38 protein-coding genes and 1 riboswitch are annotated in these 23541 nt (G+C 70.0%); of the genes, 37 read left to right on the top strand and 1 reads right to left on the bottom strand.

Features of this window, described 5'->3' with window-relative positions:
• Positions 1 to 11: 11 nt before the first annotated feature.
• The 29 genes from rpsS to truA all read left to right on the top strand — a co-directional run bounded on the left by rpsS (position 12) and on the right by truA (position 15967).
• Positions 12 to 293: a 30S ribosomal protein S19 gene (gene rpsS / locus IT780_RS33495; RefSeq protein ID WP_014440726.1), complete on the top strand. Its 282-nt coding sequence runs from the start codon at positions 12 to 14 to the stop codon at positions 291 to 293.
• A gap of 33 nt (positions 294 to 326) precedes the next feature.
• Positions 327 to 803: a 50S ribosomal protein L22 gene (rplV, locus tag IT780_RS33490; RefSeq protein WP_199515835.1), complete on the top strand. Its 477-nt coding sequence runs from the start codon at positions 327 to 329 to the stop codon at positions 801 to 803.
• Complete coding sequence (gene rpsC / locus IT780_RS33485; protein WP_199515834.1) at positions 803 to 1645, top strand: 30S ribosomal protein S3; 843 nt, start codon at positions 803 to 805, stop codon at positions 1643 to 1645. The genes rplV and rpsC overlap by 1 nt, the downstream gene beginning before the upstream one ends.
• A gap of 3 nt (positions 1646 to 1648) precedes the next feature.
• Positions 1649 to 2074, top strand: a complete 426-nt coding sequence (gene rplP, locus IT780_RS33480; RefSeq protein ID WP_015618999.1) for a 50S ribosomal protein L16 — start codon at positions 1649 to 1651, stop codon at positions 2072 to 2074.
• On the top strand, positions 2074 to 2307 hold the full coding sequence (gene rpmC / locus IT780_RS33475) for a 50S ribosomal protein L29 (protein WP_015619000.1): 234 nt from the start codon (positions 2074 to 2076) through the stop codon (positions 2305 to 2307). The genes rplP and rpmC overlap by 1 nt, the downstream gene beginning before the upstream one ends.
• The gene (rpsQ, locus tag IT780_RS33470) at positions 2304 to 2579 is read left to right on the top strand and encodes a 30S ribosomal protein S17 (protein WP_071803326.1); all 276 of its coding nucleotides are present in this window, start codon (positions 2304 to 2306) and stop codon (positions 2577 to 2579) included. Before rpmC ends, rpsQ begins: the two co-directional genes overlap by 4 nt.
• A 95-nt stretch (positions 2580 to 2674) precedes the next feature.
• On the top strand, positions 2675 to 3043 hold the full coding sequence (rplN, locus tag IT780_RS33465) for a 50S ribosomal protein L14 (protein ID WP_015619002.1): 369 nt from the start codon (positions 2675 to 2677) through the stop codon (positions 3041 to 3043).
• Positions 3040 to 3360 carry a 50S ribosomal protein L24 gene (gene rplX, locus IT780_RS33460; protein WP_199515897.1) on the top strand — a complete coding sequence of 107 codons (321 nt, stop codon included), beginning with the start codon at positions 3040 to 3042 and terminating at the stop codon, positions 3358 to 3360. Before rplN ends, rplX begins: the two co-directional genes overlap by 4 nt.
• On the top strand, positions 3360 to 3929 hold the full coding sequence (gene rplE, locus IT780_RS33455; protein ID WP_199515833.1) for a 50S ribosomal protein L5: 570 nt from the start codon (positions 3360 to 3362) through the stop codon (positions 3927 to 3929). Before rplX ends, rplE begins: the two co-directional genes overlap by 1 nt.
• A 2-nt stretch (positions 3930 to 3931) precedes the next feature.
• Entirely contained in the window at positions 3932 to 4117 is a 186-nt protein-coding gene (locus IT780_RS33450; RefSeq protein WP_106130632.1) for a type Z 30S ribosomal protein S14, read from the top strand.
• A gap of 72 nt (positions 4118 to 4189) precedes the next feature.
• Positions 4190 to 4597 (top strand): 30S ribosomal protein S8, encoded by a 408-nt coding sequence (gene rpsH / locus IT780_RS33445; RefSeq protein ID WP_071803329.1) that lies wholly within the window; start codon positions 4190 to 4192, stop codon positions 4595 to 4597.
• A 13-nt stretch (positions 4598 to 4610) separates the two neighbouring features.
• Positions 4611 to 5153, top strand: a complete 543-nt coding sequence (rplF, locus tag IT780_RS33440; RefSeq protein ID WP_199515832.1) for a 50S ribosomal protein L6 — start codon at positions 4611 to 4613, stop codon at positions 5151 to 5153.
• Entirely contained in the window at positions 5150 to 5545 is a 396-nt protein-coding gene (rplR, locus tag IT780_RS33435; RefSeq protein WP_443678594.1) for a 50S ribosomal protein L18, read from the top strand. Before rplF ends, rplR begins: the two co-directional genes overlap by 4 nt.
• Before the next feature lie 12 nt (positions 5546 to 5557).
• Entirely contained in the window at positions 5558 to 6178 is a 621-nt protein-coding gene (rpsE, locus tag IT780_RS33430; protein ID WP_199515831.1) for a 30S ribosomal protein S5, read from the top strand.
• Positions 6178 to 6360 carry a 50S ribosomal protein L30 gene (gene rpmD / locus IT780_RS33425; RefSeq protein WP_071803333.1) on the top strand — a complete coding sequence of 61 codons (183 nt, stop codon included), beginning with the start codon at positions 6178 to 6180 and terminating at the stop codon, positions 6358 to 6360. Before rpsE ends, rpmD begins: the two co-directional genes overlap by 1 nt.
• Positions 6360 to 6803 (top strand): 50S ribosomal protein L15, encoded by a 444-nt coding sequence (rplO, locus tag IT780_RS33420; RefSeq protein WP_199515830.1) that lies wholly within the window; start codon positions 6360 to 6362, stop codon positions 6801 to 6803. The genes rpmD and rplO overlap by 1 nt, the downstream gene beginning before the upstream one ends.
• A 277-nt stretch (positions 6804 to 7080) precedes the next feature.
• Positions 7081 to 8427 (top strand): preprotein translocase subunit SecY, encoded by a 1347-nt coding sequence (secY, locus tag IT780_RS33415; protein WP_199515829.1) that lies wholly within the window; start codon positions 7081 to 7083, stop codon positions 8425 to 8427.
• Between the two features lie 74 nt (positions 8428 to 8501).
• A complete protein-coding gene (locus tag IT780_RS33410) occupies positions 8502 to 9155 on the top strand; it encodes an adenylate kinase (RefSeq protein ID WP_199515828.1) in 654 nt (217 codons plus the stop codon).
• 1 nt (position 9156) lies between these two features.
• Positions 9157 to 10011, top strand: a complete 855-nt coding sequence (map, locus tag IT780_RS33405; RefSeq protein ID WP_199515827.1) for a type I methionyl aminopeptidase — start codon at positions 9157 to 9159, stop codon at positions 10009 to 10011.
• Positions 10012 to 10022: 11 nt separating this feature from the next.
• Complete coding sequence (locus IT780_RS33400) at positions 10023 to 10469, top strand: DUF1707 SHOCT-like domain-containing protein (protein WP_199515826.1); 447 nt, start codon at positions 10023 to 10025, stop codon at positions 10467 to 10469.
• A 72-nt stretch (positions 10470 to 10541) separates the two neighbouring features.
• Positions 10542 to 11093 carry a DUF1707 SHOCT-like domain-containing protein gene (locus tag IT780_RS33395; RefSeq protein ID WP_199515895.1) on the top strand — a complete coding sequence of 184 codons (552 nt, stop codon included), beginning with the start codon at positions 10542 to 10544 and terminating at the stop codon, positions 11091 to 11093.
• A gap of 240 nt (positions 11094 to 11333) precedes the next feature.
• Positions 11334 to 11555, top strand: a complete 222-nt coding sequence (gene infA / locus IT780_RS33390; RefSeq protein WP_007073013.1) for a translation initiation factor IF-1 — start codon at positions 11334 to 11336, stop codon at positions 11553 to 11555.
• Positions 11556 to 11604: 49 nt separating this feature from the next.
• The gene (gene rpmJ / locus IT780_RS33385; RefSeq protein WP_015619018.1) at positions 11605 to 11721 is read left to right on the top strand and encodes a 50S ribosomal protein L36; all 117 of its coding nucleotides are present in this window, start codon (positions 11605 to 11607) and stop codon (positions 11719 to 11721) included.
• A gap of 174 nt (positions 11722 to 11895) precedes the next feature.
• Positions 11896 to 12276, top strand: a complete 381-nt coding sequence (rpsM, locus tag IT780_RS33380; RefSeq protein WP_199515825.1) for a 30S ribosomal protein S13 — start codon at positions 11896 to 11898, stop codon at positions 12274 to 12276.
• A gap of 18 nt (positions 12277 to 12294) precedes the next feature.
• Positions 12295 to 12702, top strand: coding sequence for a 30S ribosomal protein S11 (rpsK, locus tag IT780_RS33375; RefSeq protein WP_014440747.1), 408 nt, complete (start codon positions 12295 to 12297; stop codon positions 12700 to 12702).
• 16 nt (positions 12703 to 12718) lie between these two features.
• Entirely contained in the window at positions 12719 to 13345 is a 627-nt protein-coding gene (gene rpsD / locus IT780_RS33370; RefSeq protein ID WP_199515824.1) for a 30S ribosomal protein S4, read from the top strand.
• A gap of 93 nt (positions 13346 to 13438) precedes the next feature.
• The gene (locus tag IT780_RS33365; RefSeq protein WP_023358222.1) at positions 13439 to 14461 is read left to right on the top strand and encodes a DNA-directed RNA polymerase subunit alpha; all 1023 of its coding nucleotides are present in this window, start codon (positions 13439 to 13441) and stop codon (positions 14459 to 14461) included.
• Positions 14462 to 14492: 31 nt separating this feature from the next.
• Positions 14493 to 15080 carry a 50S ribosomal protein L17 gene (gene rplQ / locus IT780_RS33360; RefSeq protein ID WP_199515823.1) on the top strand — a complete coding sequence of 196 codons (588 nt, stop codon included), beginning with the start codon at positions 14493 to 14495 and terminating at the stop codon, positions 15078 to 15080.
• 71 nt (positions 15081 to 15151) lie between these two features.
• Complete coding sequence (gene truA / locus IT780_RS33355) at positions 15152 to 15967, top strand: tRNA pseudouridine(38-40) synthase TruA (protein ID WP_199515822.1); 816 nt, start codon at positions 15152 to 15154, stop codon at positions 15965 to 15967.
• A gap of 1 nt (position 15968) precedes the next feature.
• On the opposite strand, the gene IT780_RS33350 is transcribed toward truA, so the two are convergent.
• Positions 15969 to 16988, bottom strand: coding sequence for a hypothetical protein (locus tag IT780_RS33350; protein ID WP_199515821.1), 1020 nt, complete (start codon positions 16986 to 16988; stop codon positions 15969 to 15971).
• 125 nt (positions 16989 to 17113) lie between these two features.
• On the opposite strand from IT780_RS33350, the gene IT780_RS33345 reads away from it, so the two are divergent.
• The 8 genes from IT780_RS33345 to thiD all read left to right on the top strand — a co-directional run bounded on the left by IT780_RS33345 (position 17114) and on the right by thiD (position 23503).
• Complete coding sequence (locus IT780_RS33345) at positions 17114 to 17740, top strand: class I SAM-dependent methyltransferase (protein WP_199515820.1); 627 nt, start codon at positions 17114 to 17116, stop codon at positions 17738 to 17740.
• Between the two features lie 31 nt (positions 17741 to 17771).
• Positions 17772 to 19427, top strand: a complete 1656-nt coding sequence (locus IT780_RS33340; protein WP_199515819.1) for an ABC-F family ATP-binding cassette domain-containing protein — start codon at positions 17772 to 17774, stop codon at positions 19425 to 19427.
• A 44-nt stretch (positions 19428 to 19471) separates the two neighbouring features.
• Positions 19472 to 19583, top strand: a riboswitch (TPP riboswitch).
• Positions 19584 to 19597: 14 nt separating this feature from the next.
• Positions 19598 to 20221 (top strand): thiamine phosphate synthase, encoded by a 624-nt coding sequence (gene thiE / locus IT780_RS33335; RefSeq protein ID WP_233413936.1) that lies wholly within the window; start codon positions 19598 to 19600, stop codon positions 20219 to 20221.
• On the top strand, positions 20218 to 21243 hold the full coding sequence (gene thiO, locus IT780_RS33330) for a glycine oxidase ThiO (RefSeq protein WP_199515817.1): 1026 nt from the start codon (positions 20218 to 20220) through the stop codon (positions 21241 to 21243). The genes thiE and thiO overlap by 4 nt, the downstream gene beginning before the upstream one ends.
• Positions 21240 to 21440, top strand: coding sequence for a sulfur carrier protein ThiS (gene thiS / locus IT780_RS33325; protein WP_199515816.1), 201 nt, complete (start codon positions 21240 to 21242; stop codon positions 21438 to 21440). Before thiO ends, thiS begins: the two co-directional genes overlap by 4 nt.
• A gap of 1 nt (position 21441) precedes the next feature.
• Positions 21442 to 22191, top strand: a complete 750-nt coding sequence (locus tag IT780_RS33320; protein WP_199515815.1) for a thiazole synthase — start codon at positions 21442 to 21444, stop codon at positions 22189 to 22191.
• Positions 22185 to 22748 (top strand): thiamine phosphate synthase, encoded by a 564-nt coding sequence (locus IT780_RS33315; RefSeq protein ID WP_199515814.1) that lies wholly within the window; start codon positions 22185 to 22187, stop codon positions 22746 to 22748. Before IT780_RS33320 ends, IT780_RS33315 begins: the two co-directional genes overlap by 7 nt.
• Complete coding sequence (gene thiD, locus IT780_RS33310; protein WP_199515813.1) at positions 22745 to 23503, top strand: bifunctional hydroxymethylpyrimidine kinase/phosphomethylpyrimidine kinase; 759 nt, start codon at positions 22745 to 22747, stop codon at positions 23501 to 23503. Before IT780_RS33315 ends, thiD begins: the two co-directional genes overlap by 4 nt.
• The last annotated feature ends 38 nt before the right edge of the window (positions 23504 to 23541 follow it).

Raw genomic sequence — 23541 nt, 5'->3', positions numbered from 1 at the left:
GGAGTTAAAAGATGCCTCGCAGCCTGAAGAAGGGCCCGTTCGTCGACGACCACCTGATCAAGAAGGTGGAAGTCCAGAACGAGAAGAACTCGAAGAACGTCATCAAGACCTGGTCTCGGCGCTCGACGATCATTCCCGACATGCTCGGGCACACGATCGCCGTGCACGACGGGCGCAAGCACGTCCCGGTGTTCATCACCGAGGCCATGGTCGGGCACAAGCTCGGCGAGTTCGCTCTGACCCGTACGTTCAAGGGTCACGAGAAGGACGACCGCAAGAGCCGTCGTCGCTAAGCAGTCCACGGATAAGAACAAGGGGTTACAGCGATGCCAGTCAAGGGCGACGCTCCGGCGCTTCCGGGCGCGCGGGCGGTTGCGCGCCACGTGCGCATCTCGCCGAACAAGGCGCGCCGTGTGATCAACCTCGTCCGCGGTCTGCCCGCGAAGGAGGCTCTCACGGTCCTGCAGTTCGCGCCGCAGGCTGCGAGTGAGCAGGTCTACAAGGTGCTCGCCAGCGCGATCGCGAACGCCGAGAACAACGAGCGGCTCGACCCGGACGCGCTCCTGGTCAGCGAGGCGTTCGTCGACGAGGGTCCGACGCTGAAGCGGTTCCGGCCGCGGGCGCAGGGCCGGGCGTACCGGATCCGCAAGCGCACCTGTCACATCACCGTCGCGGTGGAGGCCGTTCAGGTCGCCACGCCGGCCCGCAAGGCCGCCGCGAAGAAGGCCGCGCCGGCCAAGAAGGCGGCTCCGGCCGCCGAGGCCAAGCCGGCCGAGTCCCAGAGCACGGAAGGTGCCGAGTAATGGGTCAGAAAGTTCACCCCACCGGGTTCCGGCTCGGCATCTCCACCGACTGGAAGAGCCGCTGGTTCGCGGACAAGCTCTACAAGGACTACATCGGCGAGGACGTCAAGATCCGCCGCATGATGTCCAAGGGCCTGGAGCGCGCCGGCATCTCCAAGGTGGACATCGAGCGCACCCGTGACCGGGTCCGCGTCGACATCCACACCGCCCGGCCGGGCATCGTCATCGGCCGTAAGGGCGCGGAGGCCGACCGGATCCGCGGCGAGCTCGAGAAGCTCACCGGCAAGCAGGTCCAGCTGAACATCCTCGAGGTGAAGAGCCCCGAGTCGGACGCGCAGCTCGTCGCGCAGGGCGTCGCCGAGCAGCTGTCCAGCCGCGTCAGCTTCCGCCGTGCCATGCGCAAGGCGATGCAGTCGGCCATGAAGAACCCGGTCTGCAAGGGCATCCGCGTGCAGGTCTCCGGCCGCCTCGGTGGCGCGGAGATGAGCCGTACGGAGTTCTACCGCGAGGGTCGCGTTCCGCTGCACACGCTGCGCGCCAACATCGAGTACGGCTTCTTCGAGGCCCGTACGACGTTCGGCCGCATCGGCGTGAAGGTCTGGATCTACAAGGGCGACGCCGTGCCGGGTCGCGAGGTTGCCCCCGAGGCGCCCGCGCGTCCGCGCCGTGACCGTGGCGACCGTCCCGAGCGTCCGCGCCGGGGCCGTTCCGGTTCGTCCGGGACGACCGCGGGTGGCACCGAGGCGGGCCGGGCCGCGCAGGCCCAGGCCGCTTCCGCGCCGGCCGAGCCGACCGACACCGCCGCTGCTCCGGCTGCGGCCGAAACGCAGCAGGAGGGCTGACACATGCTGATGCCGCGTAAGCCCCCGAAGGGCTTCCGCAAGCCGCACCACCCGGACCGCCACGGCGCGTCCAAGGGCGGCAACCGCGTGGTCTTCGGTGAGTTCGGTATCCAGGCCCTGGAGCCGGCGTACGTGACCAACCGGCAGATCGAGTCGGCCCGTATCGCCATGACCCGTCACATCAAGCGTGGCGGTAAGGTCTGGATCTCGATCTTCCCGGACCAGGCGCTGACCAAGAAGCCCGCTGAGACCCGCATGGGTTCCGGCAAGGGCTCCCCGGAGTGGTGGGTGGCGAACGTCAAGCCGGGACGCATTCTCTTCGAGATGTCGTTCCCGAACGAGACGATCGCGCGCGAAGCGATGCGACGCGCGATCCACAAGCTCCCGATGAAGTGCCGCATCGTGACGCGCGAAGTGGGTGAAAGCTGATGGCAGCGGGCGTTAAGCCGGCCGAGCTGCGCGAGCTCTCCGAAGAGGAGCTGGTCTCGCGGCTGCGGGAGGCGAAGGCGGAGCTGTTCAACCTTCGCGTGCAGGGCGCGACCGGGCAGCTCGACAATCACCGTCGACTGCAGGTGGTCCGCAAGGACATCGCGAGGATCTACACGATCATGCGTGAACGTGAGCTGGGGCTCTCGGCCGCGCCGAGTGAGGTGACAGCATGAGTGAGAACGCTGCTGCTGCCCCCCGGGCTCAGCGCAAGGTGCGCGAGGGCCTGGTGGTCAGCGACAAGATGGACAAGACCGTCGTCGTCGAGGTTGAGGACCGCGTCAAGCACGCCCTCTACGGCAAGGTTCTCCGTCGTACCCGCAAGCTCAAGGTGCACGACGAGCAGAACGCGTGCGGCATCGGCGACCGGGTCCTGATGATGGAGACCCGTCCGCTGTCCGCCACCAAGCGGTGGCGCGTCGTGGAGATCCTCGAAAAGGCCAAGTGAGTGCGCTGGGCCGGCAGGAGCCGGCCCAGCCGCCCATTCGTTCCGCCAAGCTTCGGGAGCCTCTCTCGGAGAACTGGCAGACATAGGAGACAGACGTGATCCAGCAGGAGTCGCGACTGCGCGTCGCCGACAACACGGGTGCCCGGGAGATTCTGTGCATCCGCGTACTGGGCGGCTCCGGTCGCCGCTACGCGAGCATCGGCGACGTCATCGTGGCCACGGTCAAGGACGCCATCCCGGGTGCCGGTGTGAAGAAGGGCGACGTCGTCAAGGCGGTCATCGTCCGCACCGCCAAGGAGAAGCGCCGTCCCGACGGCTCGTACATCCGCTTCGACGAGAACGCCGCCGTCATCATCAAGGACGGCGGAGACCCCCGCGGTACGCGTATCTTCGGCCCGGTCGGCCGCGAGCTGCGCGACAAGCGGTTCATGAAGATCATCAGCTTGGCGCCGGAGGTGCTCTGACCGTGAAGATCAAGAAGGGCGACACGGTCGTCGTCATCGCCGGTAAGGACAAGGGTGCCAAGGGCAAGGTCATTGCGGCCTTCCCGCGGCAGGACAAGGTCCTCGTCGAGGGCGTCAACCGCATCAAGAAGCACGAGCGCATCCGTACGACGCAGCGCGGTTCGAAGACCGGCGGCATCGTCACGCAGGAAGCCCCGATCCACATCTCGAACGTGCAGATCGTGGACGACCAGGGCAAGCCGACCCGCGTCGGTTACCGCGTCGACGACAACGGCCAGAAGGTCCGTATCGCGCGTAGCACCGGTAAGGACCTGTGATGACTGCCGCTACTGAGCCCAAGACCCTGCCCCGGCTGAAGCAGAAGTACCGCAGCGAGGTTATCGCCGCGCTTCAGGAGCAGTTCAAGTACGGCAACCCGATGCAGGTTCCCGGCCTGGTCAAGGTCGTCGTGAACATGGGTGTCGGCGAGGCCGCCCGGGACGCCAAGCTGATCGACGGCGCCGTGCGGGACCTGACCACCATCACCGGTCAGAAGCCGCTGGTGCGGCGGGCGACCAAGTCCATCGCGCAGTTCAAGCTGCGTGAGGGCATGCCGATCGGCGCGAAGGTGACCCTGCGCAACGACCGGATGTGGGAGTTCGTGGACCGGCTGCTGTCGATCGCGCTGCCCCGTATCCGTGACTTCCGCGGCCTCGACGGGCGCAAGCTCGACGGGCACGGCAACTACACGTTCGGTCTGACCGAGCAGTCGGTGTTCCACGAGATCGACCAGGACCGGATCGATCGCACGCGGGGCATGGACATCACGGTGGTGACCACCGCCAAGACCGACGAGGAGGGCCGGCAGCTGCTCAAGCTCCTGGGCTTCCCGTTCAAGGAGAACTGAGCATGGCGAAGAAGGCCCTGATCCTGAAGGCTGCCGCGAAGCCGAAGTTCGCTGTCCGGGCGTACACCCGTTGCCAGCGTTGTGGCCGGCCGCACTCGGTCTACCGCAAGTTCGGCCTCTGCCGGGTCTGCATCCGGGAGATGGCCCACCGCGGCGAGCTCCCCGGTGTGTCCAAGGCCTCCTGGTAACCCCGACTTAGTAGCACCGCTTCGCCGTAGGCCCCAACGGGGAACCCCGGCGAGAAAGGTTGACGAATACCCATGACGATGACGGACCCGATCGCAGACATGCTCACGCGTCTGCGTAACGCCAACCAGGCGTACCACGACAAGGTGACCATGCCCTTCTCGAAGATCAAGGCGAACATCGCCGAGGTCCTCAAGGCGGAGGGCTACATCGCCTCCTGGTCGGCCGAGGAGCCCGAGGAAGGCGCTGTCGGCAGGCGTCTGGTCGTTGAGCTCAAGTACGGCCAGAACCGCGAGCGCAGCCTCGCCGGCATCAAGCGCGTGTCCAAGCCCGGTCTGCGGGTGTACGCCAAGTCCGACGAGCTCCCGCGTGTGCTCGGCGGCCTGGGCGTCGCGATCATCTCGACGTCCCAGGGCCTCCTGACCGACCGGCAGGCCCGCAAGCGGAGCGTTGGCGGGGAAGTCCTCGCCTTCGTCTGGTAACGGAGACTTAGACATGTCGCGAATCGGACGTAAGTCGATCCCGGTCCCGGCCGGCGTCGACGTCACCATCACGGGCCAGACCGTCAAGGTCAAGGGCCCCAAGGGCGAGCTCAGCCACACCGTCGCCGAGCCGATCACGGTCGAGAAGGCGGAGAACGGCGAGCTGTCGGTCAACCGCCCCAACGACGACCGCAAGGCCAAGGAGCTGCACGGCCTCTCGCGTACCCTGGTCGCCAACATGATCGTCGGCGTCACCGAGGGCTACAAGAAGACCCTGGAGATCAACGGCACCGGTTACCGCGTGACCGCCAAGGGCAAGGACCTCGAGTTCGCCCTGGGCTTCTCGCACCCGGTCAACGTGCCCGCGCCGGCCGGCATCACCTTCTCGGTGGAGAAGCCGACGCAGTTCACCGTCGCCGGTATCGACAAGCAGCTCGTCGGCGAGGTCGCCGCGAACATCCGGAAGATCCGCCCGCCGGAGCCCTACAAGGGCAAGGGCGTCAAGTACCAGGGCGAGGTCATCCGCCGCAAGGCTGGAAAGGCAGGTAAGAAGTGACCGCCACGCTGCTCAAGCGCCGCAATGGCGGCGGTGTCGCCGCCAAGCGCGCCGTCGGGAAGGCGCGTCGGCACTTCCGGGTCCGCAAGAACGTCCGCGGCACCGCCGAGCGTCCGCGCCTGGTCGTCACCCGTTCCACGCGGCACATCACCGCGCAGATCGTGGACGACCTCAAGGGCCACACGCTCGTCTCCGCCTCCACGCTCGACGCCTCCCTGCGGGGTACCGAGGGTGACAAGAGCGCTCTGGCCGGCAAGGTCGGCGCTCTCCTCGCCGAGCGGGCCAAGGCCGCGGGCGTGTCCAAGGTCGTCTTCGACCGCGGTGGCAACAAGTACGCGGGGCGTATCGCCGCGCTTGCCGACGCCGCCCGCGAAGCCGGACTCGAGTTCTAGGAAGGAAGACCAATGCCTGGTCAGCAGCGCCGTGGCGGCGGGTCCGGCGGTAACAACGAAGGCGGCCGCCGCGACAACCGCCGTGAGGGCGGCCGCGGTAACGCGCCCGTCGAGAAGACCCCCCACCTGGAGCGGGTCGTAGCGATCAACCGTGTCGCGAAGGTCGTCAAGGGTGGTCGTCGCTTCAGCTTCACCGCCCTGGTGATCGTCGGCGACGGTGACGGCACCGTCGGCATCGGATACGGGAAGGCCAAGGAGGTGCCCGCGGCCATCGCCAAGGGTGTCGAGGAGGCCAAGAAGCACTTCTTCAAGGTGCCGCGGATCGGTGCGACGATCCCGCACCCGATCACCGGCGAGGCCGCCGCGGGTGTCGTCCTGCTCAAGCCGGCATCCGCCGGTACCGGTGTCATCGCCGGTGGGCCGGTGCGTGCCGTGCTCGAGTGCGCGGGCATCCACGACGTGCTGAGCAAGAGCCTCGGCTCGTCCAACCCGATCAACATCGTGCACGCGACCGTGGCCGCTCTCAAGGGCCTCGAATCGCCGGAGCAGGTCGCGAGCCGTCGTGGTCTGCCCGTCGAGGACGTCGCGCCCGCGGCCATGCTGGCTGCGCGTGCGGAAGCGGCGGTGCGCTGATGGCACGCTTGAAGGTCACCCAGATCCGGTCCGAGATCGGCCGTAAGCAGAACCAGCGGGACTCCCTGCGGTCGCTGGGCCTGAAGCGGATCAACGATGTGGTGGTCAAGGAGGACCGCCCCGAGATTCGGGGCATGATCTTCGCCGTGAGCCACCTCGTCAGTGTCGAGGAGGTCGAGTAATGGCGATCAAGGTCCACCACCTGCGCCCGGCGCCCGGAGCGAAGACCGCCAAGACCCGTGTGGGTCGCGGTGAGGGCTCCAAGGGCAAGACCGCCGGTCGGGGCACCAAGGGTACGGGAGCCCGCAAGAACACTCCGGCGAGCTTCGAGGGTGGGCAGATGCCCATCCACATGCGCCTGCCGAAGCTCAAGGGCTTCAAGAACAAGAACAAGGTCGTCTTTCAGGTCGTGAACCTGGACCGGCTCGCCGAGCTGTTCCCGAACGGCGGCGAGGTCGGCCCGCTCGAGCTGGCCGAGGCCGGCGCGGTCCGTCGTGGCCAGCCGGTGAAGGTCCTCGGTTCCGGCGAGCTGGGTAGCGTGTCGCTGCAGGTTTCGGCGCACGCGTTCAGCGAGTCGGCCAAGGAGAAGATCGCAGCCGCCGGTGGTTCCGCCACCGAGCTGTGAGGCTTGCCGGGGATGCAGGCCCGAGGTATCGCACAGATGCCCCGGGCCGGCATCCCCGTTCTGGCGTCTGACCTGGTCTTTCACCGGGTCGGGCGGAATAGTTCCCCCAGCCGCGGCATAGCTCTTCGTCCCCGGGTGTTGCACAAGCGGCGACCGTGCCTCACGGCAGGCACGTCAGGCTGTTAAAGTCCGTTCCCAGCCAGGTATATCGGTCGTCCGGACCGATGCCTACCCCCATCCGCCGGTCCAGGCGGTCACCTCGCGCAGGAGGAAGAAGTTGCTCTCCGCCTTTCTGAGTGCGTTCCGGACGCCTGACCTGCGCAAGAAACTGCTGTTCACAGTAGCGATCATCGCGGTCTACCGGCTCGGCGCCACCTTGCCCAGCCCGGGCGTGTCCTACACCAATGTGCAGAACTGCCTCGACGCAGTGAACAGCTCGAACGCCGGCGGCGGGGTCCTGAACCTGCTGAACCTGTTCTCCGGCGGCGCGCTGCTCCAGCTGTCGGTCTTCGCGCTCGGCATCATGCCGTACATCACGGCGTCGATCATCCTGCAGCTGCTCACCGTGGTGATCCCCCGCCTGGAGCAGCTCCGCCGGGAGGGCCAGTCGGGCCAGGCGAAGATCACGCAGTACACCCGCTACCTGACCCTGGGCCTCGCGGTGCTGCAGTCCTCGGCGTTCGTCGCGCTGGCCCGCTCCGGCCAGCTCTTCGCCGGCGCCTGCCCGCAGGACCAGTCGAACTTCGCGATCATCCCCAAGGGCACCGGGATCCCGGACTGGCTGACGCTCTCGATGCTGGTCATCACGATGACCGCCGGCACGGGCGTGGTCATGTGGCTGGGCGAGCTCATCACCGACCGCGGCGTCGGCAACGGCATGTCCGTCCTGATCTTCACCTCGATCGCCGCCCGCCTCCCCGGCGAGGGCTGGACGATCAAGGAGAGCAACGGCTGGGGCAAGTTCTGGCTCGTCATCGCCCTGGTGCTGCTGGTCATCTGCGCGGTCGTCTTCATCGAGCAGGCCCAGCGCCGCATCCCGGTGCAGTACGCGAAGCGCATGATCGGCCGGCGCATGTACGGCGGCACCTCGACGTACATCCCGCTGAAGGTCAACCAGGCCGGCGTCGTGCCGGTGATCTTCGCGTCGTCGCTGCTCTACCTGCCGCAGCTGTACCTGCAGTTCTTCGACCGCAACAACCTCAAGGGTTACCAGCAGTGGATCCAGAACAACCTCGCCGACCCGACGAGCTGGATCTACATCGTCACGTACTTCCTGCTGATCATCTTCTTCACGTACTTCTACGTCTCGATCACGTTCAACCCGACCGAGGTCGCCGACAACATGAAGAAGTACGGTGGTTTCGTACCGGGTATCCGGCCCGGTAAGCCGACCGCCGACTACCTGGACTTCATCCTCAGCCGGATCACCCTGCCGGGCGCGCTCTACCTCGGCCTGATCTCGGTGCTGCCGAACTTCTTCTTCATCTGGCTCAATCAGAAGCAGTACCAGAACTTCCCGTTCGGTGGTACCGCGGTTCTGATCATGGTCGGCGTGGGGCTGGAGACCGTGAAGCAGATCGAGAGCCAGCTGATGCAGCGCAACTACGAAGGGTTCCTCCGGTAGTGGGGGCGCGGAGCCGGGGGGCTCTCGCGTCTGCGGTTTGCGGAGCTCGTTCTCACCGAAGCGAGGCGATGTAGGTGCGGCTGGTACTGGTGGGCCCTCCGGGGGCCGGCAAGGGGACCCAGGCTGAGTTCATCGCCGCCCATCTCGCCGTACCGAAGATCTCGACCGGTGACATCTTCCGGGCCAACGTCTCGCAGGGCACGCCCCTCGGGCTCGAGGCCAAGCGGTACATGGACGCGGGCAACCTCGTCCCGGACGAGGTGACCATCAACATGGTCCGCGACCGGCTCGCTGAGCCGGACGCCGGCGACGGGTTCCTGCTGGACGGTTTCCCGAGGACCGTCCCGCAGGCCTCCGCGCTGGACAAGCTGCTCGCCGACCTCGGCACCGCGCTGGACCTCGTGATGGAGCTCGTGGTCGACGACGACGAGGTCATCCGCCGCCTCTCCGGGCGGCGGACCTGCCGCGGCTGCGGCAAGATCTGGCACGTCGAGTTCGACCCGACCAGCAAGGACAACATCTGCGACCGGTGCGGCTCCGAGCTGTTCCAGCGCGACGACGACCGGGCCGAGACCATCGCCAACCGGCTCGTCGAGTACGCGGACAAGACCGCGCCGCTCGTCGACTTCTACGGCGCGCAGGGCAAGCTCGTCGGGATCGACGCGACCGGGCCGGTCGAGGACGTCACGGTGCGGGCGATCGACGCGCTGCGGTCGTACGGAGGCTGAGATGCGCCGTCAGCAGCTGGACATCCAGCTGAAGACCCCCGAACAGATCGAGCTCATGCGCGGCGCGGGACTCGTCGTGGCCGCCGCGCTCGACGCGATGCGCGAAGCGGTGGCGCCCGGCGTCTCCACGGCCGACCTCGACGCGATCGCCGAGCGGGTCATCCGGGACGCCGGCGCGATCCCGTCGTTCAAGGGCTACCACGGCTTCCCGGCGTCGATCTGCGCGTCGGTCAACGAGCAGGTCGTGCACGGCATCCCGTCGTCCGCGCAGGTGCTCAAGGAGGGCGACCTCCTGTCGCTGGACTGCGGGGCGATCCTCGACGGCTGGCACGGCGACTCCGCGATCACGGTCGGCGTGGGGGAGACCGACCCGGCCCTGCTGCGCATGGCCGAGGTGGCCGAGGACGCGATGTGGGCCGGCATCGCCGCCGCCGCGCGCGGCGCCGCCAACGGCCGCGGCCGGCTCACCGACATCTCCTTCAACGTGGAGAAGGCTGTCCGCAAGGGTGGCCGCTACGGCATCGTCGACGGGTACGGCGGCCACGGCATCGGCACGGAGATGCACCAGGACCCGCACGTGCTGAACCACGGCAAGCCCGGCAAGGGTCCCCGTCTGGTGCCCGGCATGGCGCTGGCCATCGAGCCGATGATCACCATGGGCTCCCCGCGTACGCAGGAGCTCTCCGACGGCTGGACCGTCATCACCCGGGACGGCTCGATGGCCGCGCACGTGGAGCACACGATGGCGCTGCTCGAGGACGGCGTGTGGGTCACCACGGCCCGCGACGGTGGCCGGGCCCGGCTCGGTGACCTCGTCACGTCCCGGCAGCCCGCGGTTGACTCGCTCGCCGAGTAAAGTCCGCATCGATGAGCGACGAGCAGATGCGTGCGGGCGACGCCGAGCGCCAGGCGGTCGCCGATCGGCTGAAGGCCGCGCTCGACGAGGGACGCCTGGAGCTCCACGAGTACGACGAGCGGCTGCAGCGGACGTACGCGGCGAAGACGTACGGTGATCTCGATGCCCTGACCACCGACCTGCCCGGCACCGTGCCCGCGCAGCGCGCCCAGGTGGTGCCGCAGGCGCCGCGGGCGGCCGCGGAGGCCGGAGCCGGCGCAGGACCCGAGGTGGGCGAGATGCGCCGGCCGGGTGGGCCGCCGTGGCTGGCCTCCTACGGCGGCGTGGTGCTGGTCTGCGTGATCGTCTGGGCGCTGTCGAGCATGGCTTCCGGCGATTGGATCTACTTCTGGCCGGGCTGGATGCTCATCCCGTTGGTCTTCGGCCTCATCCGGCGGATGACCGGCCGCGACCGGTAACCAGGCCGACAGCCGCGGGGATTCCGGCAGCGGCGCGGCGCTGGCATCCTGGGGTGCATGGGGCGTGACGAGATGCGGGCGGGGGACGCCGATCGGCAGGCCGTCGCCGAGCAGCTGCGCGTCGCGCTCGCGGAGGGCAGGCTGGACCTGCACGAGTACGACGAGCGGCTGCAGCGGACGTACGCGGCCAAGACCTACGGCGACCTGGGCGGGTTGCTGAGCGATCTGCCGGCGGCCGCCGTGCCCGCGCCGCGGAGCCCGGCCGGAGAGGCGCTCGTCACCGCTTCCGACGCGGAGCTGACTCGGCGCTGGCTGGCCGAGGTGTGGGGCTCCTGGATCCCCGTGGTGGGGATCACCTCGGCGATCTGGGCGATCTCGTCGCTGGCCGGCGGTGAGCTGCTCTACTTCTGGCCGGTGTGGGTGGCAGTGCCGTGGGGCCTCCTGCTCGTGCTGACGACTGTGGCCGGGCTGACCAATGGTGAACCGCGCAGGCGGGCGGAGAAGAGGGCCCGGAAGCAACGGGCCAGGTCGCGGAAGCGGGAGCGCAGGGCCGCCGCTCGGGGCGAACTGCCGTCGGCGGAACCGGGGCCGGCGAAGCCTAAAAAAGCGAAGAAAACCGGCTGAATCGACCGTCGTGTCCGGTTCTCCGGTATGCCGACACACCCGACCCCGGGTTGCGGGGGGCTCGGTTTGGTGTCGATGCATGCACGCGCGTACACTGGCTTGCTGGCGCACAGCGTCCACTCCGGCGTGTCCACCAAGCGCTTCTGGTGGTGTCCGGAGCCGCGGCTGGTCCGGCCCCTCGCGGGTTGCGATGAACGTTGTGAGCCTGCCCCAAGAACCCGATGTCAGGTAGCGGAGGACATGCCTAAGAAAGACGGAGCCATCGAGATCGAAGGCCGTGTGATCGAGCCCCTGCCGAACGCCATGTTCCGCGTCGAGCTCGCCAATGGTCACAAGGTGCTCGCGCACATCTCGGGCAAGATGCGACAGCACTACATCCGCATCCTTCCCGAGGACAGAGTCGTCGTCGAGCTTTCGCCGTACGACCTGACCCGTGGGCGCATCGTCTACCGCTACAAGTAACCGGGTCACGGGGATCCACATCCCGTCTGACTGAGAGTTAAGGCAAACCGTGAAGGTCAAGCCGAGCGTCAAGCGGATCTGCAACAACTGCCGGGTCATCCGGCGGCACGGGCGCGTCATGGTCATCTGCAAGACCGACGCGCGTCACAAGCAGCGCCAGGGCTGATTCCGCCCCAGGGCACTGTCAGATCCGCACCACTGAACGAGCTCGTCCCAGCCGCCGTCGCGAACCTTCGCTGACGCGTGGCTTCACCCCCGGTCGGAGGCCGGGGCCCGCCAGGGCAGGCGGGGTGGGAACGGGCACAGACCTCCGTGAGACACCTGAGGAGTACGCCCACTTATGGCTCGACTCGTCGGCGTCGATCTTCCCCGCGAGAAGCGGATGGAGATCGCGCTCACCTACATCTACGGGGTCGGTCGCACCCGCGCCGTGGAGGCGCTCACCGCCACCGGCATTGACCTGAACAAGCGCGCCAAGGACCTCACAGACGAGGAGCTGGTCCAGCTCCGCGACTACATCGAGGGCAACTTCAAGGTAGAAGGCGACCTGCGCCGCGAGGTCGCTGCGGACATCCGCCGCAAGGTTGAGATCGGCTGCTACGCCGGCATCCGCCACCGTCGTGGGCTCCCCGTCCGGGGCCAGCGCACGCGGACGAACGCTCGTACCCGCAAGGGTCCGAAGCGCACGGTCGCCGGTAAGAAGAAGCCCGGTCGGAAGTAATAGGAGCGCAGAAGACTTATGCCACCGAAGGCACGCGCTGGGGCCGCAGTCAAGAAGGTCCGGCGCAAGGAACGCAAGAACGTCGCCCACGGGCAGGCGCACATCAAGAGCACCTTCAACAACACCATCGTGTCGATCACCGACCCGACCGGTGCGGTCATCTCCTGGGCCTCGTCCGGCCAGGTGGGCTTCAAGGGCTCGCGCAAGTCGACCCCGTTCGCCGCGCAGCTGGCCGCCGAGGCCGCCGCGCGCCGGGCGATGGAGCACGGCATGCGCAAGGTCGACGTGTTCGTCAAGGGCCCCGGCTCCGGCCGGGAGACCGCTATCCGTTCGCTGCAGGCCGCCGGCCTCGAGGTCGGGCAGATCTCCGACGTCACGCCGCAGCCGCACAACGGTTGCCGTCCGCCGAAGCGTCGCCGGGTCTGAGGGAGAGACAGAAGTAATGGCTCGTTACACAGGTGCGGACTGCAAGCGTTGCCGCCGCGAGAAGATGAAGCTGTTCCTCAAGGGCAGCAAGTGCGATGGTCCGAAGTGCCCGTTCGAGTCCCGGCCGTTCCCGCCCGGGCAGCACGGCCGCGGCCGGACCAAGGAGACCGAGTACCTGCTCCAGCACCGCGAGAAGCAGAAGGCCCGTCGTACGTACGGCGTGCTCGAGAAGCAGTTCCGCGGTTACTACGAGGAGGCTGTCACCAAGCCCGGCAAGACCGGTGAGGTGCTGCTGCAGATCCTCGAGTCGCGTCTCGACAACGTCGTCTACCGGGCCGGCTACGCCGCGTCCCGCGACATGGCCCGGCAGCTGGTCAAGCACGGCCACTTCCTGGTCAACGGCGTGAAGGTCGACATCCCGTCGTACCGGGTCAAGGAGCACGACATCGTCCAGGTCCGCGAGAAGTCGAAGGAGATGACCCCCTTCGTCGTCGCGCAGGCCCAGGCCGGTTCGCGTCCGACCCCGGCGTGGCTGGAGCCGATCCCCAGCGACATGAAGATCCTGATCCACACCCTCCCGGCCCGCGCCGTCATCGACACGCAGGTCCAGGAGCAGCTGATCGTCGAGCTCTACTCCAAGTAGCGCTCTGCCCGGGCGCCTCCACGCGGAGGCGCCCGGGGTAGTTCATGAGGACGGGCATCAAATAGCGGGTGCCCCGACAGAAAGAAGAAACGCGTGCTCATCAGCCAGCGCCCGAGCCTCTCGGAAGAGTCGCTCAGCGAGACCCGCTCCCGGTTCACCATCGAGCCCCTGGAGCCGGGCTTCGGCTACACCCTCGGCAACTCGCTGCGGCGTACGCTGCTGTCGTCCATCCCGGGCGCGGCGGTGACCAGCATCAAGATCGACGGCGTGCTGCACGAGTTCACCACGATCCCCGGTGTCAAGGAGGACGTGGTCGAGCTCGTCATGAACGTCAAGGAGCTCACCGTCAGCTCCGAGCACGACGAGCCGGTCAGCATGTACCTGCGCAAGCAGGGCCCGGGCGACGTCACCGCCGGTGACATCCAGCCCCCGGCCGGCGTGTCCGTGCACAACCCCGACCTGAAGCTGGCCACCCTGAACAGCAAGGGCCGGCTCGACATGGAGCTCACCGTCGAGCGGGGCCGTGGCTACGTCACGGCGGCGCAGAACAAGAGCGCCGGCGCCGAGATCGGCCGGATCCCGGTCGACTCGATCTACTCGCCGGTCATGAAGGTCACCTACCGCGTCGAGGCGACCCGAGTCGAGCAGCGTACCGACTTCGACCGCCTGATCATCGACGTCGAGTCGAAGGCGTCCATCTCGCCCCGTACCGCGCTGGCGTCCGCCGGTTCGACGCTCGTCGAGCTGTTCGGTCTCTGCCGCGAGCTGGACGAGACCGCCGAGGGCATCGACATCGGCCCGTCGCCGCAGGACGCCCAGCTGGCCGCCGACCTCGCCCTGCCGATCGAGGAGCTGGACCTCACCGTCCGGTCGTACAACTGCCTCAAGCGCGAGGGCATCAACACCGTCGGCGAACTGATCGGGCGGACGGAGGCCGACCTTCTGGATATAAGGAATTTCGGTCAGAAGTCGATCGACGAGGTCAAGATGAAGCTCGCCGGAATGGGCCTGGGCCTCAAGGACAGCGCGCCGTCCTTCGACCCGGCGCACGTGGTCGACTCGTTCGGCGACGTGGACTACGACACCGACGACTACCGCGAGACCGAGCAGCTCTGACCACCTCGGCCGCCTGAACTAGGAGCAAGAAATGCCCACGCCCACCAAGGGTCCCCGCCTCGGCGGCAGCCCGGCGCACGAGAAGCTGCTGCTGGCCAACCTGGCCACGGAGCTCTTCCGGCACGGGAAGATCAAGACGACCGAGACCAAGGCGCGCCGGCTGCGCCCCCTGGCGGAGCAGCTGATCACCAAGGCCAAGCGCGGTGACCTGCACGCCCGCCGCCGGGTGCTCACGGTCGTCAAGGACAAGGACGTCGTGTACGCCCTGTTCGAGCAGATCGCGCCGCGCTACACCAACCGTCCGGGTGGCTACACCCGGATCACCAAGACCGGCATCCGCAAGGGTGACGCCGCTCCCATGGCCGTCATCGAGCTGGTCGAGGAGCTGCAGGTCGCGGCCACCACGGCGCCGGCCAAGAAGGCCGCCCGCGCAGCCAAGCAGCAGGACAAGGTCGAGGCGCTGGCCCGCGAGGACGAGGCGCCGGCGAAGGCCGACACCCCGGCCGAGACCGCCGCCGACCAGGACGCCGAGCCGCCGGTGAACGCGTCCGGCGACAAGGGCGCCGAGGGCCCGGGCGACCAGGCCGAGGGCGAAGACACCGACGACGCCAAGGCCTGATTCAGGCAGCTGCGGCCCGGTACCCCTCGCGGGGTGCCGGGCCGTTTCGTCTTTCAAGGGGCAGGACTGCGGTGACAGACACGACTCGACTTCGCCTCGACGTCTCGTACGACGGCGGGGACTTCTCGGGATGGGCTGCTCAGCCGGCTCGCCGTACGGTGGCCGGGGTGCTGACCGAGGCGCTGGCCCGGCTCGTGGGTGCCGACGTGCCGCTCGGGCTGACCGTGGCGGGGCGTACGGACGCGGGGGTGCACGCCACCGGGCAGGTGTGCCACATCGACCTGCCGGCGCCCGTGTGGGAGACGTTGTCGGAGTCGTTGCTCCGCCGGCTCGCCGCGCTGATGCCGCCGGATGCGCGCGTACGGGCCGTGACGCCGGTGCCGTCCACCTTCGACGCCCGGTTCTCCGCGACGTTCCGGCGGTACGAGTACCGGGTCACCGACACCGTCTTCGGGCCCGAGCCGCTGCGCCGCCACGACACCCTCGGCTGGGTGCGCCCGCTGGACCTGGGACGGCTCAACGAGGCCGCGGCCGGGCTCGTCGGGCTGCACGACTTCGCCGCGTACTGCAAACGCAAGGAGCACGCGACCACCGTGCGGGCCATCACCCGGCTGGAGTGGCGCCGCGACCCGGACGGGATCGCCGTGGCGACCGTGCAGGCCGACGCGTTCTGCCAGGCGATGGTCCGCAGCCTGGTCGGCGCGATGCTGACCGTGGGCGACGGGCGCCGCGACCCGGGCTGGCCGGCGAAACTGCTGACGCTGCGGGAACGGTCCAGCGAGGTGACCGTGGCGCCGGCGCACGGCCTGACCCTCGTGGCGGTCGGCTATCCCGACGAGAGCGAGTACGCCGAGCGCGCCGACGCGACGCGCCGCCTGCGCGCCTGAATCAGGACCGTGCGGCGCGCCGGGCTATGACCTGGCCGGCGAGGTGACGCTCGATCAGGTCGGCGGTGATGCGGGCGGCGTACGGGTCGTCGTCGGCCACCAGCGCGCCGTCCGGGCGGGAGATCACGCAGTAGAGCAGGTAGTGCCCCCGTGCGTGCCAGTTGACCTGGCCCAGCGGCGGTACGCCGGAACCGGCGTCGACCGGGATCAGCGACGCGAAGGTGCCCGTACCGGCCTCGACCAGGCTTCCCGCGCGCTCGCTGGCCTGCGCCGCCGCCACCTCGTCCGCCAGGTTGAAGACGCCGGCGGTCACCTGGTAGCCGCCGTACGGGGCGGTCAGGCGGGCCCGGACGAGCTGGGAGCAGCCGTTCTCGGCGAGCACGGCGCTGAGATCGCCGGTGGCGCCCAGCCCGCAGTCGTCCTCCGCCTTGCTCGCCGTCACCTCGTACGGTGCGGCGCCGGCCGGGATGATCCGCGGGCCGGGGAAGACCTCCGGGCCGGTGAGCGGGGTGGCGTCGACCCGGCGGGAGCTGATCGACGCCGGTGCGGCCAGCGCCGCCGAGGTCTCGCCGACGGGGCCGCGCTGCTCCTCGGCGATGACGAAGAAGACGCTCACCGTGATGATCGACAGGATGATGAGCGCGCCGAGGCCGCTCAGCAGGAAGTGCAGCGCCTCGCCGGGCTCCTGAGGGCCGTGGCGGAGGGTGCGCGAGGGCGCCGGCCGGACGGGGCGTACGGGCGCCGGCCGAAGCGCGGTCCCCACGCAGCGCGAGAGGCCGGTCAGGGCGGTCTCGAAGCGGAGCGTCAGCAGGTCCGTGAGGCCGGCGGCGGCTCGGCGATGCGGGGTGGGCTGGTACGGGACCGGCGGAGAGGTGCCGGCCGAGCGGCGGCGCTGGGCAGGGATCGAGGGACGGCGGTGCTGCGCCGGGGGCGTACGGGACAGGCCGGGCAGGGTGAGGGTGGCGAGTCCGCTTCCCTGGTTCGCGCGGTGGGCGGAGCGGGGGTGAGGGGGGCGGAACATGCAGCACACGGTAGGAGCGCACGTGAATCGGTGGACGCACAGAATGTGCGGCACCCGGGCGCGCCACCGCTCGTTGTGCGGCATCCCGGTGTCAGCGGGCGGGGCGTACGCGGGACACTGACGGGGTGACTGCGGACCATTACTTCACTGCCGAGCCGGCCACCCTGGAGAGCCGGGGGCGCATCGAGTTCACGGCGGCGGGGCGGGCTTACGACCTGGTGGTGGCGCGCGGGGTGTTCTCCGCCGGGCGGCTGGACCCCGGCACCGCCGTCCTGCTGCGCAAGGCCGAGCTGCCCACCACCGCGACGACGGGGACCCTGCTCGACCTCGGCTGCGGGTACGGCCCCATCACCTGCGTGCTGGCCAGCGAGGCGCCGGCCGCGACCGTGTACGCGATCGACGTCAACTCCCGGGCCCGTGATCTCACCGTGGAGAACGCGGCCGCGCTGGACCTGGCGGACCGGGTCCACGTGTACGGCCCCGACGACGTGCCCGCGGACGTCACGTTCGACCAGATCTGGAGCAACCCGCCCACGCACGTCGGCAAGGCGGAGCTGCAGGTGCTGATGCGGCGCTGGCTGGAGCGGCTCGCCCCGGGCGGGGTGGCGTGGGTGGTCATCAACCGCAACCTCGGCGGCGACTCGCTGCACGGGTGGCTGACGTCGCTGGGGTGGGACGTGGACCGGGTCGCGAGCCAGCGCGGCTTCCGGGTGCTGCGGATCACCCGGGGCACCGGCGGAAAAACCGACTGACCTGCGTCGCTTCCTCGGGGAGGATGGCCGCGTGGGTTACGTGGATGTCTCCGGGGTCGCGTTCGTGCTGCCGGACGGGCGGGAACTGTTCTCCGACGTCTCCTTCCGGGTGGGGGAGGGGGCGAAGGTGGCGCTCGTCGGGCCGAACGGCGCCGGGAAGACCACCCTGTTGCGGATGGTCGCCGGGGATCTCGCCGTACCCGTGGGGACCGTCGCCCGGGCCGGTGGGCTGGGGGTCATGCGGCAGTTCATCGGGATGATCGGCGACGACCGTACCCTCGAGAATCTTGCTCTGTCCCTGGTCGCGCCCCCGTTGCGGGCCGCGGCCGACGCGGTGGGCGCGGCCGACGCGGCGCTGCGGGAGGCGCCCGGCTCCGAGAAGGCGCAGATGCGGTTCGCCACCGCGCTGGCCGGGTGGGGCGAGGCCGGCGGGTACGACGCCGAGGTGCTGTTCGACACCGTGGCCGTCGCTATCCTCGGCAAGCCGTGGGACGAGGTGAAGTCGCGACCGGTGCGCACGCTCTCCGGTGGACAGCAGAAGCGCTTCGCGCTCGACCTGCTGCTGCGCGGCGGCGACGAGGTGCTGCTGCTCGATGAGCCGGACAACTTCCTGGACGTGCCCGGCAAGCGGTGGCTGGAGGCGCGGCTGCAGGAATCGTCCAAGTCCGTGCTGTACGTCTCGCACGATCGGGAGCTGCTGGCACAGACCGCCACCCGGGTCGTGGCCGTGGAGGGCGGCAGCGCGTGGACCCATCCCGGCGGTTTCGCGTCCTGGCACGAGGCCCGGTCGAACCGCCACGAGCGGCTGCTGGAGCTGCGGCGGCGCTGGGACGAGGAGCACGAGAAGCTCAAGGAGCTCGTCTTCACGCTGAAGAACAAGGCGGCGTACAACGACGGGCTGGCCTCGCGCTATCAGGCGGCTCAGACGCGGCTCCGCAAGTTCGAGGAGGCCGGTCCGCCGCCGCTGCCGCCGAAGGAACAGTCGCTGCGGATGAACCTGCGCGGTGGGCGTACGGGAAAACGGGCCGTGGTCTGCACGGGCCTGGAGCTGGAAGACCTGACCTTCCCCTTCAACCTGGAGATCTGGTACGGGGACAGGGTCGCGGTGCTCGGCGCGAACGGCACGGGAAAGTCGCACTTCCTGCGGCTGCTCGCGGCCGGCGGCACGGCCCCGGACGTGGACAACAAGCCGGTGGACGGGGCACCGCTGGCGCACGTCGCGCACAACGGCACGGCCCGGCTCGGCGCGCGGGTGCGGCCCGGGCACTTCTCGCAAACGCACGACCGGCCGGAGCTGCTCGACCGTACGCTCGTGGAGATCCTCTGGCGCGGTGACGACCACCGGTCCGGGATGGACCGGGCCGGCGCGATGAAGGCGCTCAACCGGTACGAGCTCGCGGCGCAGGGTGATCAGCGCTTCGGCACGCTCTCCGGTGGACAGCAGGCCCGGTTCCTGGTGCTGCTGCTCGAGTTGTCCGGGGCGACCGTGCTGCTGCTCGACGAGCCGACCGACAACCTCGACCTCGCCTCGGCGGAAGCGCTCGAGGAAGGGCTGAAGGCCTTCGAGGGCACGGTGATCGCCGTCACCCACGACCGCTGGTTCACGCGCGGATTCGATCGGTTCGTGCTCTTCCAGGGCGACGGCGAGGTCGTGGAGACCTCCGAGCCGGTGTGGGACGTGCGCTGAGGGGCTTTACGCGGACCGCGGCACGGCGTTAGTGTCGGCGGCGGAACCAACCCCACGGGAGTCCGGTGCACCGGGCTGAGAGGGGGGCTGTCGCGGCCCCCGACCGTCGAACCTGATCCGGGTCATGCCGGCGCAGGGAGGAGTGCGTTGTGGACCCTGCTTTCCCGCGTCTGCACCTCATCACCGATGCACGCCCCGGGCGTGACGCCGTCGCCGTCGTCACCGCCGCCGTGGCCGCCGCGGGCCGCCTCGGCGCGTCCGACCGGCTGGCGGTGCAGGTCCGGGTCGAGGACGACGTCACCGACCGGGCCGCGTACGAGCTGGCGGCGGCGATCGTCGACGTGTGCCGTCCGGCCGGGGTGTTGTGCCTGGTCAACGACCGGCTGCACGTGGCGCTGGCGGTCGGCGCGGACGGCGCCCACGTCGGCGCGGAGGACCTGCCCGTGGCCGCCGCGCGCAAGGTCCTCGGCCCGGTGGCGGTGCTCGGCGGGACATGCCGGGACGAGTCCGCCGCCCGGGCCGCCGTCGCTGACGGGGCGTCGTACCTCGGGGTGGGGCCCGCCTTCGAGACCGTGACCAAGCCGGGGCTGCCGGCGCCGCTCGGGGTGGCGAAGATCGGCTCGGTGGCGGCCTCGGTGCCGGGCGTACCGATCGTCGCCATCGGCGGCGTGACCGCGGACAACGCCGGTGAGCTGCGCCGGGCCGGGGCCGCCGGAGTGGCCGTGGTGGGCGCGGTCGCCAACGCCGCCGATCCCTTCGAGGTGACCGAGCGGCTGCTGAAGGCGCTCTCATGAGCCACGTGACCGTGGTCGGGGGCGGGATCATCGGGCTCTCCGTGGCCTGGCGGCTCGTCCACCATGGACTGTCGGTGACCGTGCTCGACAGCGGCGGCGACGAGGGCGCCTGGTACGCCGCCGCCGGGATGATCGCTCCCGCCGGGGAGACCGCGTTCGGCCAGGAGCCACTGCAGGAGCTGATGCTGGAGTCGGCTCGCCGCTGGCCCGCCTTCGCTGCGGAGCTGTCCCAGGAGGCCGGGCACGACCTGCGCTTCGACGCCACGGGCGCGGTCGATGTGGCGCTGACCGGGGACGACCTCGCCGAGGCTCGGCGGCTGTGGGCGTACCGGGAGCTGCGGGATCTCAAAGTGCAGCCGTTGCCGCCGAGCGAGCTGCGGGCGCTGGAGCCGGCGCTGTCGCCACGGGTGCGGGGCGGGGCGTTCCTTCCCGACGACTGGCAGGTCGATCCCCGGCGGGTCGTCGCCGCGCTGCGTGCCGTGCTCGGTGCCGCGGTGACGAGCCGGCGGGTGGCGTCGCTCCCCGAAGGGCCGGTCGTCGTGGCGGCCGGGCTGGGGACCGCGGAGCTGACCGGGTTGCCCGTACGCCCGGTGAAAGGGTTGGTGCTGCGCCTGCGGGGGGAGCCGGGAGTGCTGCGGCACGTCGTCAACGGGTACGTGGACGGCCGGCACGTCTACCTGGTGCCCCGCTCGGACGGCGAGGTGGTCGTGGGCGCGACCCAGGAGGAACGGGCCGACTTCACCGTGACCGCCGGATCGGTGCTGGAACTGCTGCGCTCGGCCACCGACCTCGTGCCGGAGCTGGCCGAGTTCGAGCTGACCGAGACCGTCGTCCGGCACCGTCCGTCCACACCGGACAACGCGCCCGTGCTCGGGCGGCTCGGACCCGACCTCGTCGTGGCCGCCGGGCATCACCGCAACGGGGTGCTGCTCACCCCGGTCACCGCCGATCTCATCGCCGGCCTGGTCGTGGGCCGGGTCGATCCGTTGCTCGCAGCGTTCAGCCCCGGGAGGTTCGCTTGAGGGTCACTGTGAACGGCGCCGGCCGTACGGTCGAGGCCGGCAGCACCGTGGAGCGGCTCGTCGCCGCGGTCACCGAGGCGAGGCGCGGGGTCGCGGTCGCGGTCAACGGGGAGGTCGTACCCCGGTCGGCCTGGCCCGGCGCGCGGCTGGCCGAGGGTGACCGGGTCGAGGTCCTGACCGCGGCGCAGGGCGGCTGACATGGCGGAGCTCTTCGGGGAATCGCGGCTGATCCTCGGCACCGGCGGGGCGGAGAGCCTGGCCGCGCTCGAGGCGGCGATCGTGGCGTCCGGCACCGAGATGGTCACCGTCGCGCTGCGCCGGGTGGACGCGGCCGGGCCGGGCCTGCTGCCGCTGCTGGACCGGCTGGGCATGCGCGTGCTGCCGAACACGGCCGGGTGCTACACCGCCGCGGACGCCGTCAAGGCCGCGCAGCTCGCCCGGGACGCGTTCGAGACCGACCTGATCAAGCTCGAGGTCATCGGGGACGAGCGGACGCTGCTCCCCGACGGCGTCGAGCTGCTGCGGGCGGCGGAGCGGCTGGTGGACGACGGGTTCCGGGTGCTGCCGTACACCAGCGACGATCCGATCCTCGCCCGCCGGCTGGCCGACGCCGGGTGCGCGGCGGTGATGCCCGCGGGCGCGCCGATCGGCTCGGGGCTCGGCATCAGCAATCCGCACCACATCCGGCTGATCCGCGACAGCGTCGACGTGCCGGTGATCCTGGACGCGGGCATCGGCACCGCCTCGGACGCGGCCCTCGCCATGGAACTGGGCTGCGACGGGGTGCTGATCGCCTCAGCGGTCACCCGGGCCGAGGACCCCGCGCGGATGGCGGCGGCGATGCGGCACGCCGTGGAGGCCGGGCGGCTCGCGGCCGGAGCAGGACGCATCCCGAAGCGCTATCACGCGCTCGCCTCCACATCGGACGACGGCATGCCGGCATGGTGAGCCCGTCCGGCGTCGTCGTGCTCACCGATCGCCGGCTCGCCGCCGGGCCGCTCGTCGAGGTGGTCCGGGCGGCGGTCCGCGGCGGCGCGTCGTGGGTCGTGCTCCGCGAGAAGGATCTTTCGTACGGGGACAGATACGCCCTCGCCTCAGAGGTGAGGACCGTCGTGCCGCCCGGACGTCTCATCATCGCGGGCCCGGATCCGTTGGGGGGCGGAGCGGTCCATCTGTCGTCTGTGGATAACCGGCCGAACGGCGTCGAACTGGTGGGACGATCGTGGCACGGGTTCGAGGAACTGTCCGATGAGGACTACGTGACGGTGTCGCCGGTCTACGCCAGCGCGTCGAAGCCCGGGTACGGCCCTGCGCTGGGGCCGGCCGGGGCGGCGCGGCTGGCGGGGAAACGGACGTGGCTCGCGCTCGGCGGTGTCGATTCGCCGTCGCGGGCGCGGGAGTGTGTCGAGGCGGGAGCTGCGGGGGTGGCTGTGATGGGTGCGGTGATGCGGGCCGAGGAGCCGGAGAAGGTCATTCGGGCGCTGGCCGAGGCGGTGGCGGCATGACTCCGGTGGTGGTGCTGACCATCGCCGGGTCGGATTCCGGGGGTGGGGCGGGGATCCAGGCCGACCTCAAGACGTTTGCGGCGCTGGGGGCGTACGGAGTCTCGGTGATCACCGCGGTGACGGCCCAGAACACGCGGGGGGTCACCGCGATCCATTCGATTCCGGCGGAGATCGTGGCGGCACAGCTCGACGCCGTGCTCTCCGACTTCGAGGTGGCGGCCGTCAAGGTCGGGATGGTGGGGGATCCCGCCGTTGCCGAGGTGATCGCCGCGCGGGCCGCCGAGCTGCCGAACCTGGTGGTGGATCCGGTGCTCGTCGCCACCTCCGGCAGCGAGCTGTCCGGTGTTGCTTCTGTCGAGCCACTGATCCCGTACCCCCGGGTTCTGACGCCGAACCGGCACGAAGCCGGCGCCCTGACCGGTGGCCGGGTCGAGACGGCCGAGGAGATGGCCCGGGCAGCGGCCGACCTGGCCGCGCGCGGGCCCGAGGCGGTCGTGGTCACCGGCAGCGAGCTGGCGATCGACCTGCTGCACGCGGGCGGGCGCAGCGAGACGTTGCGCGGTGAACCCGTGCTGACCGCCAACAATCACGGTTCGGGTTGCACGTTCTCGTCCGCGATCGCGGCCCGGCTCGCCCTGGGCGACGACGTCGCGGGCGCGGTCCGGGCCGCCAAGTCCTACGTCGCGCGGGCGCTGGCCGGCGGCCGCGATTGGAAGCTCGGGGCCGGTCCCGGGCCGCTGCACCACTTCGCCTGAGGGCTATTGCTGTCGGGCCGTGATCCCTCGCGGCCTTG

The sequence above is a fragment of the Nucisporomicrobium flavum genome, from assembly GCF_016464385.1.
Taxonomy (GTDB): Bacteria; Actinomycetota; Actinomycetes; order Mycobacteriales; family Micromonosporaceae; genus Actinoplanes; species Actinoplanes flavus_A.
Note: the sequence above shows the minus strand (reverse complement) of the source record. Positions and strands in the feature narration are given on the sequence as shown.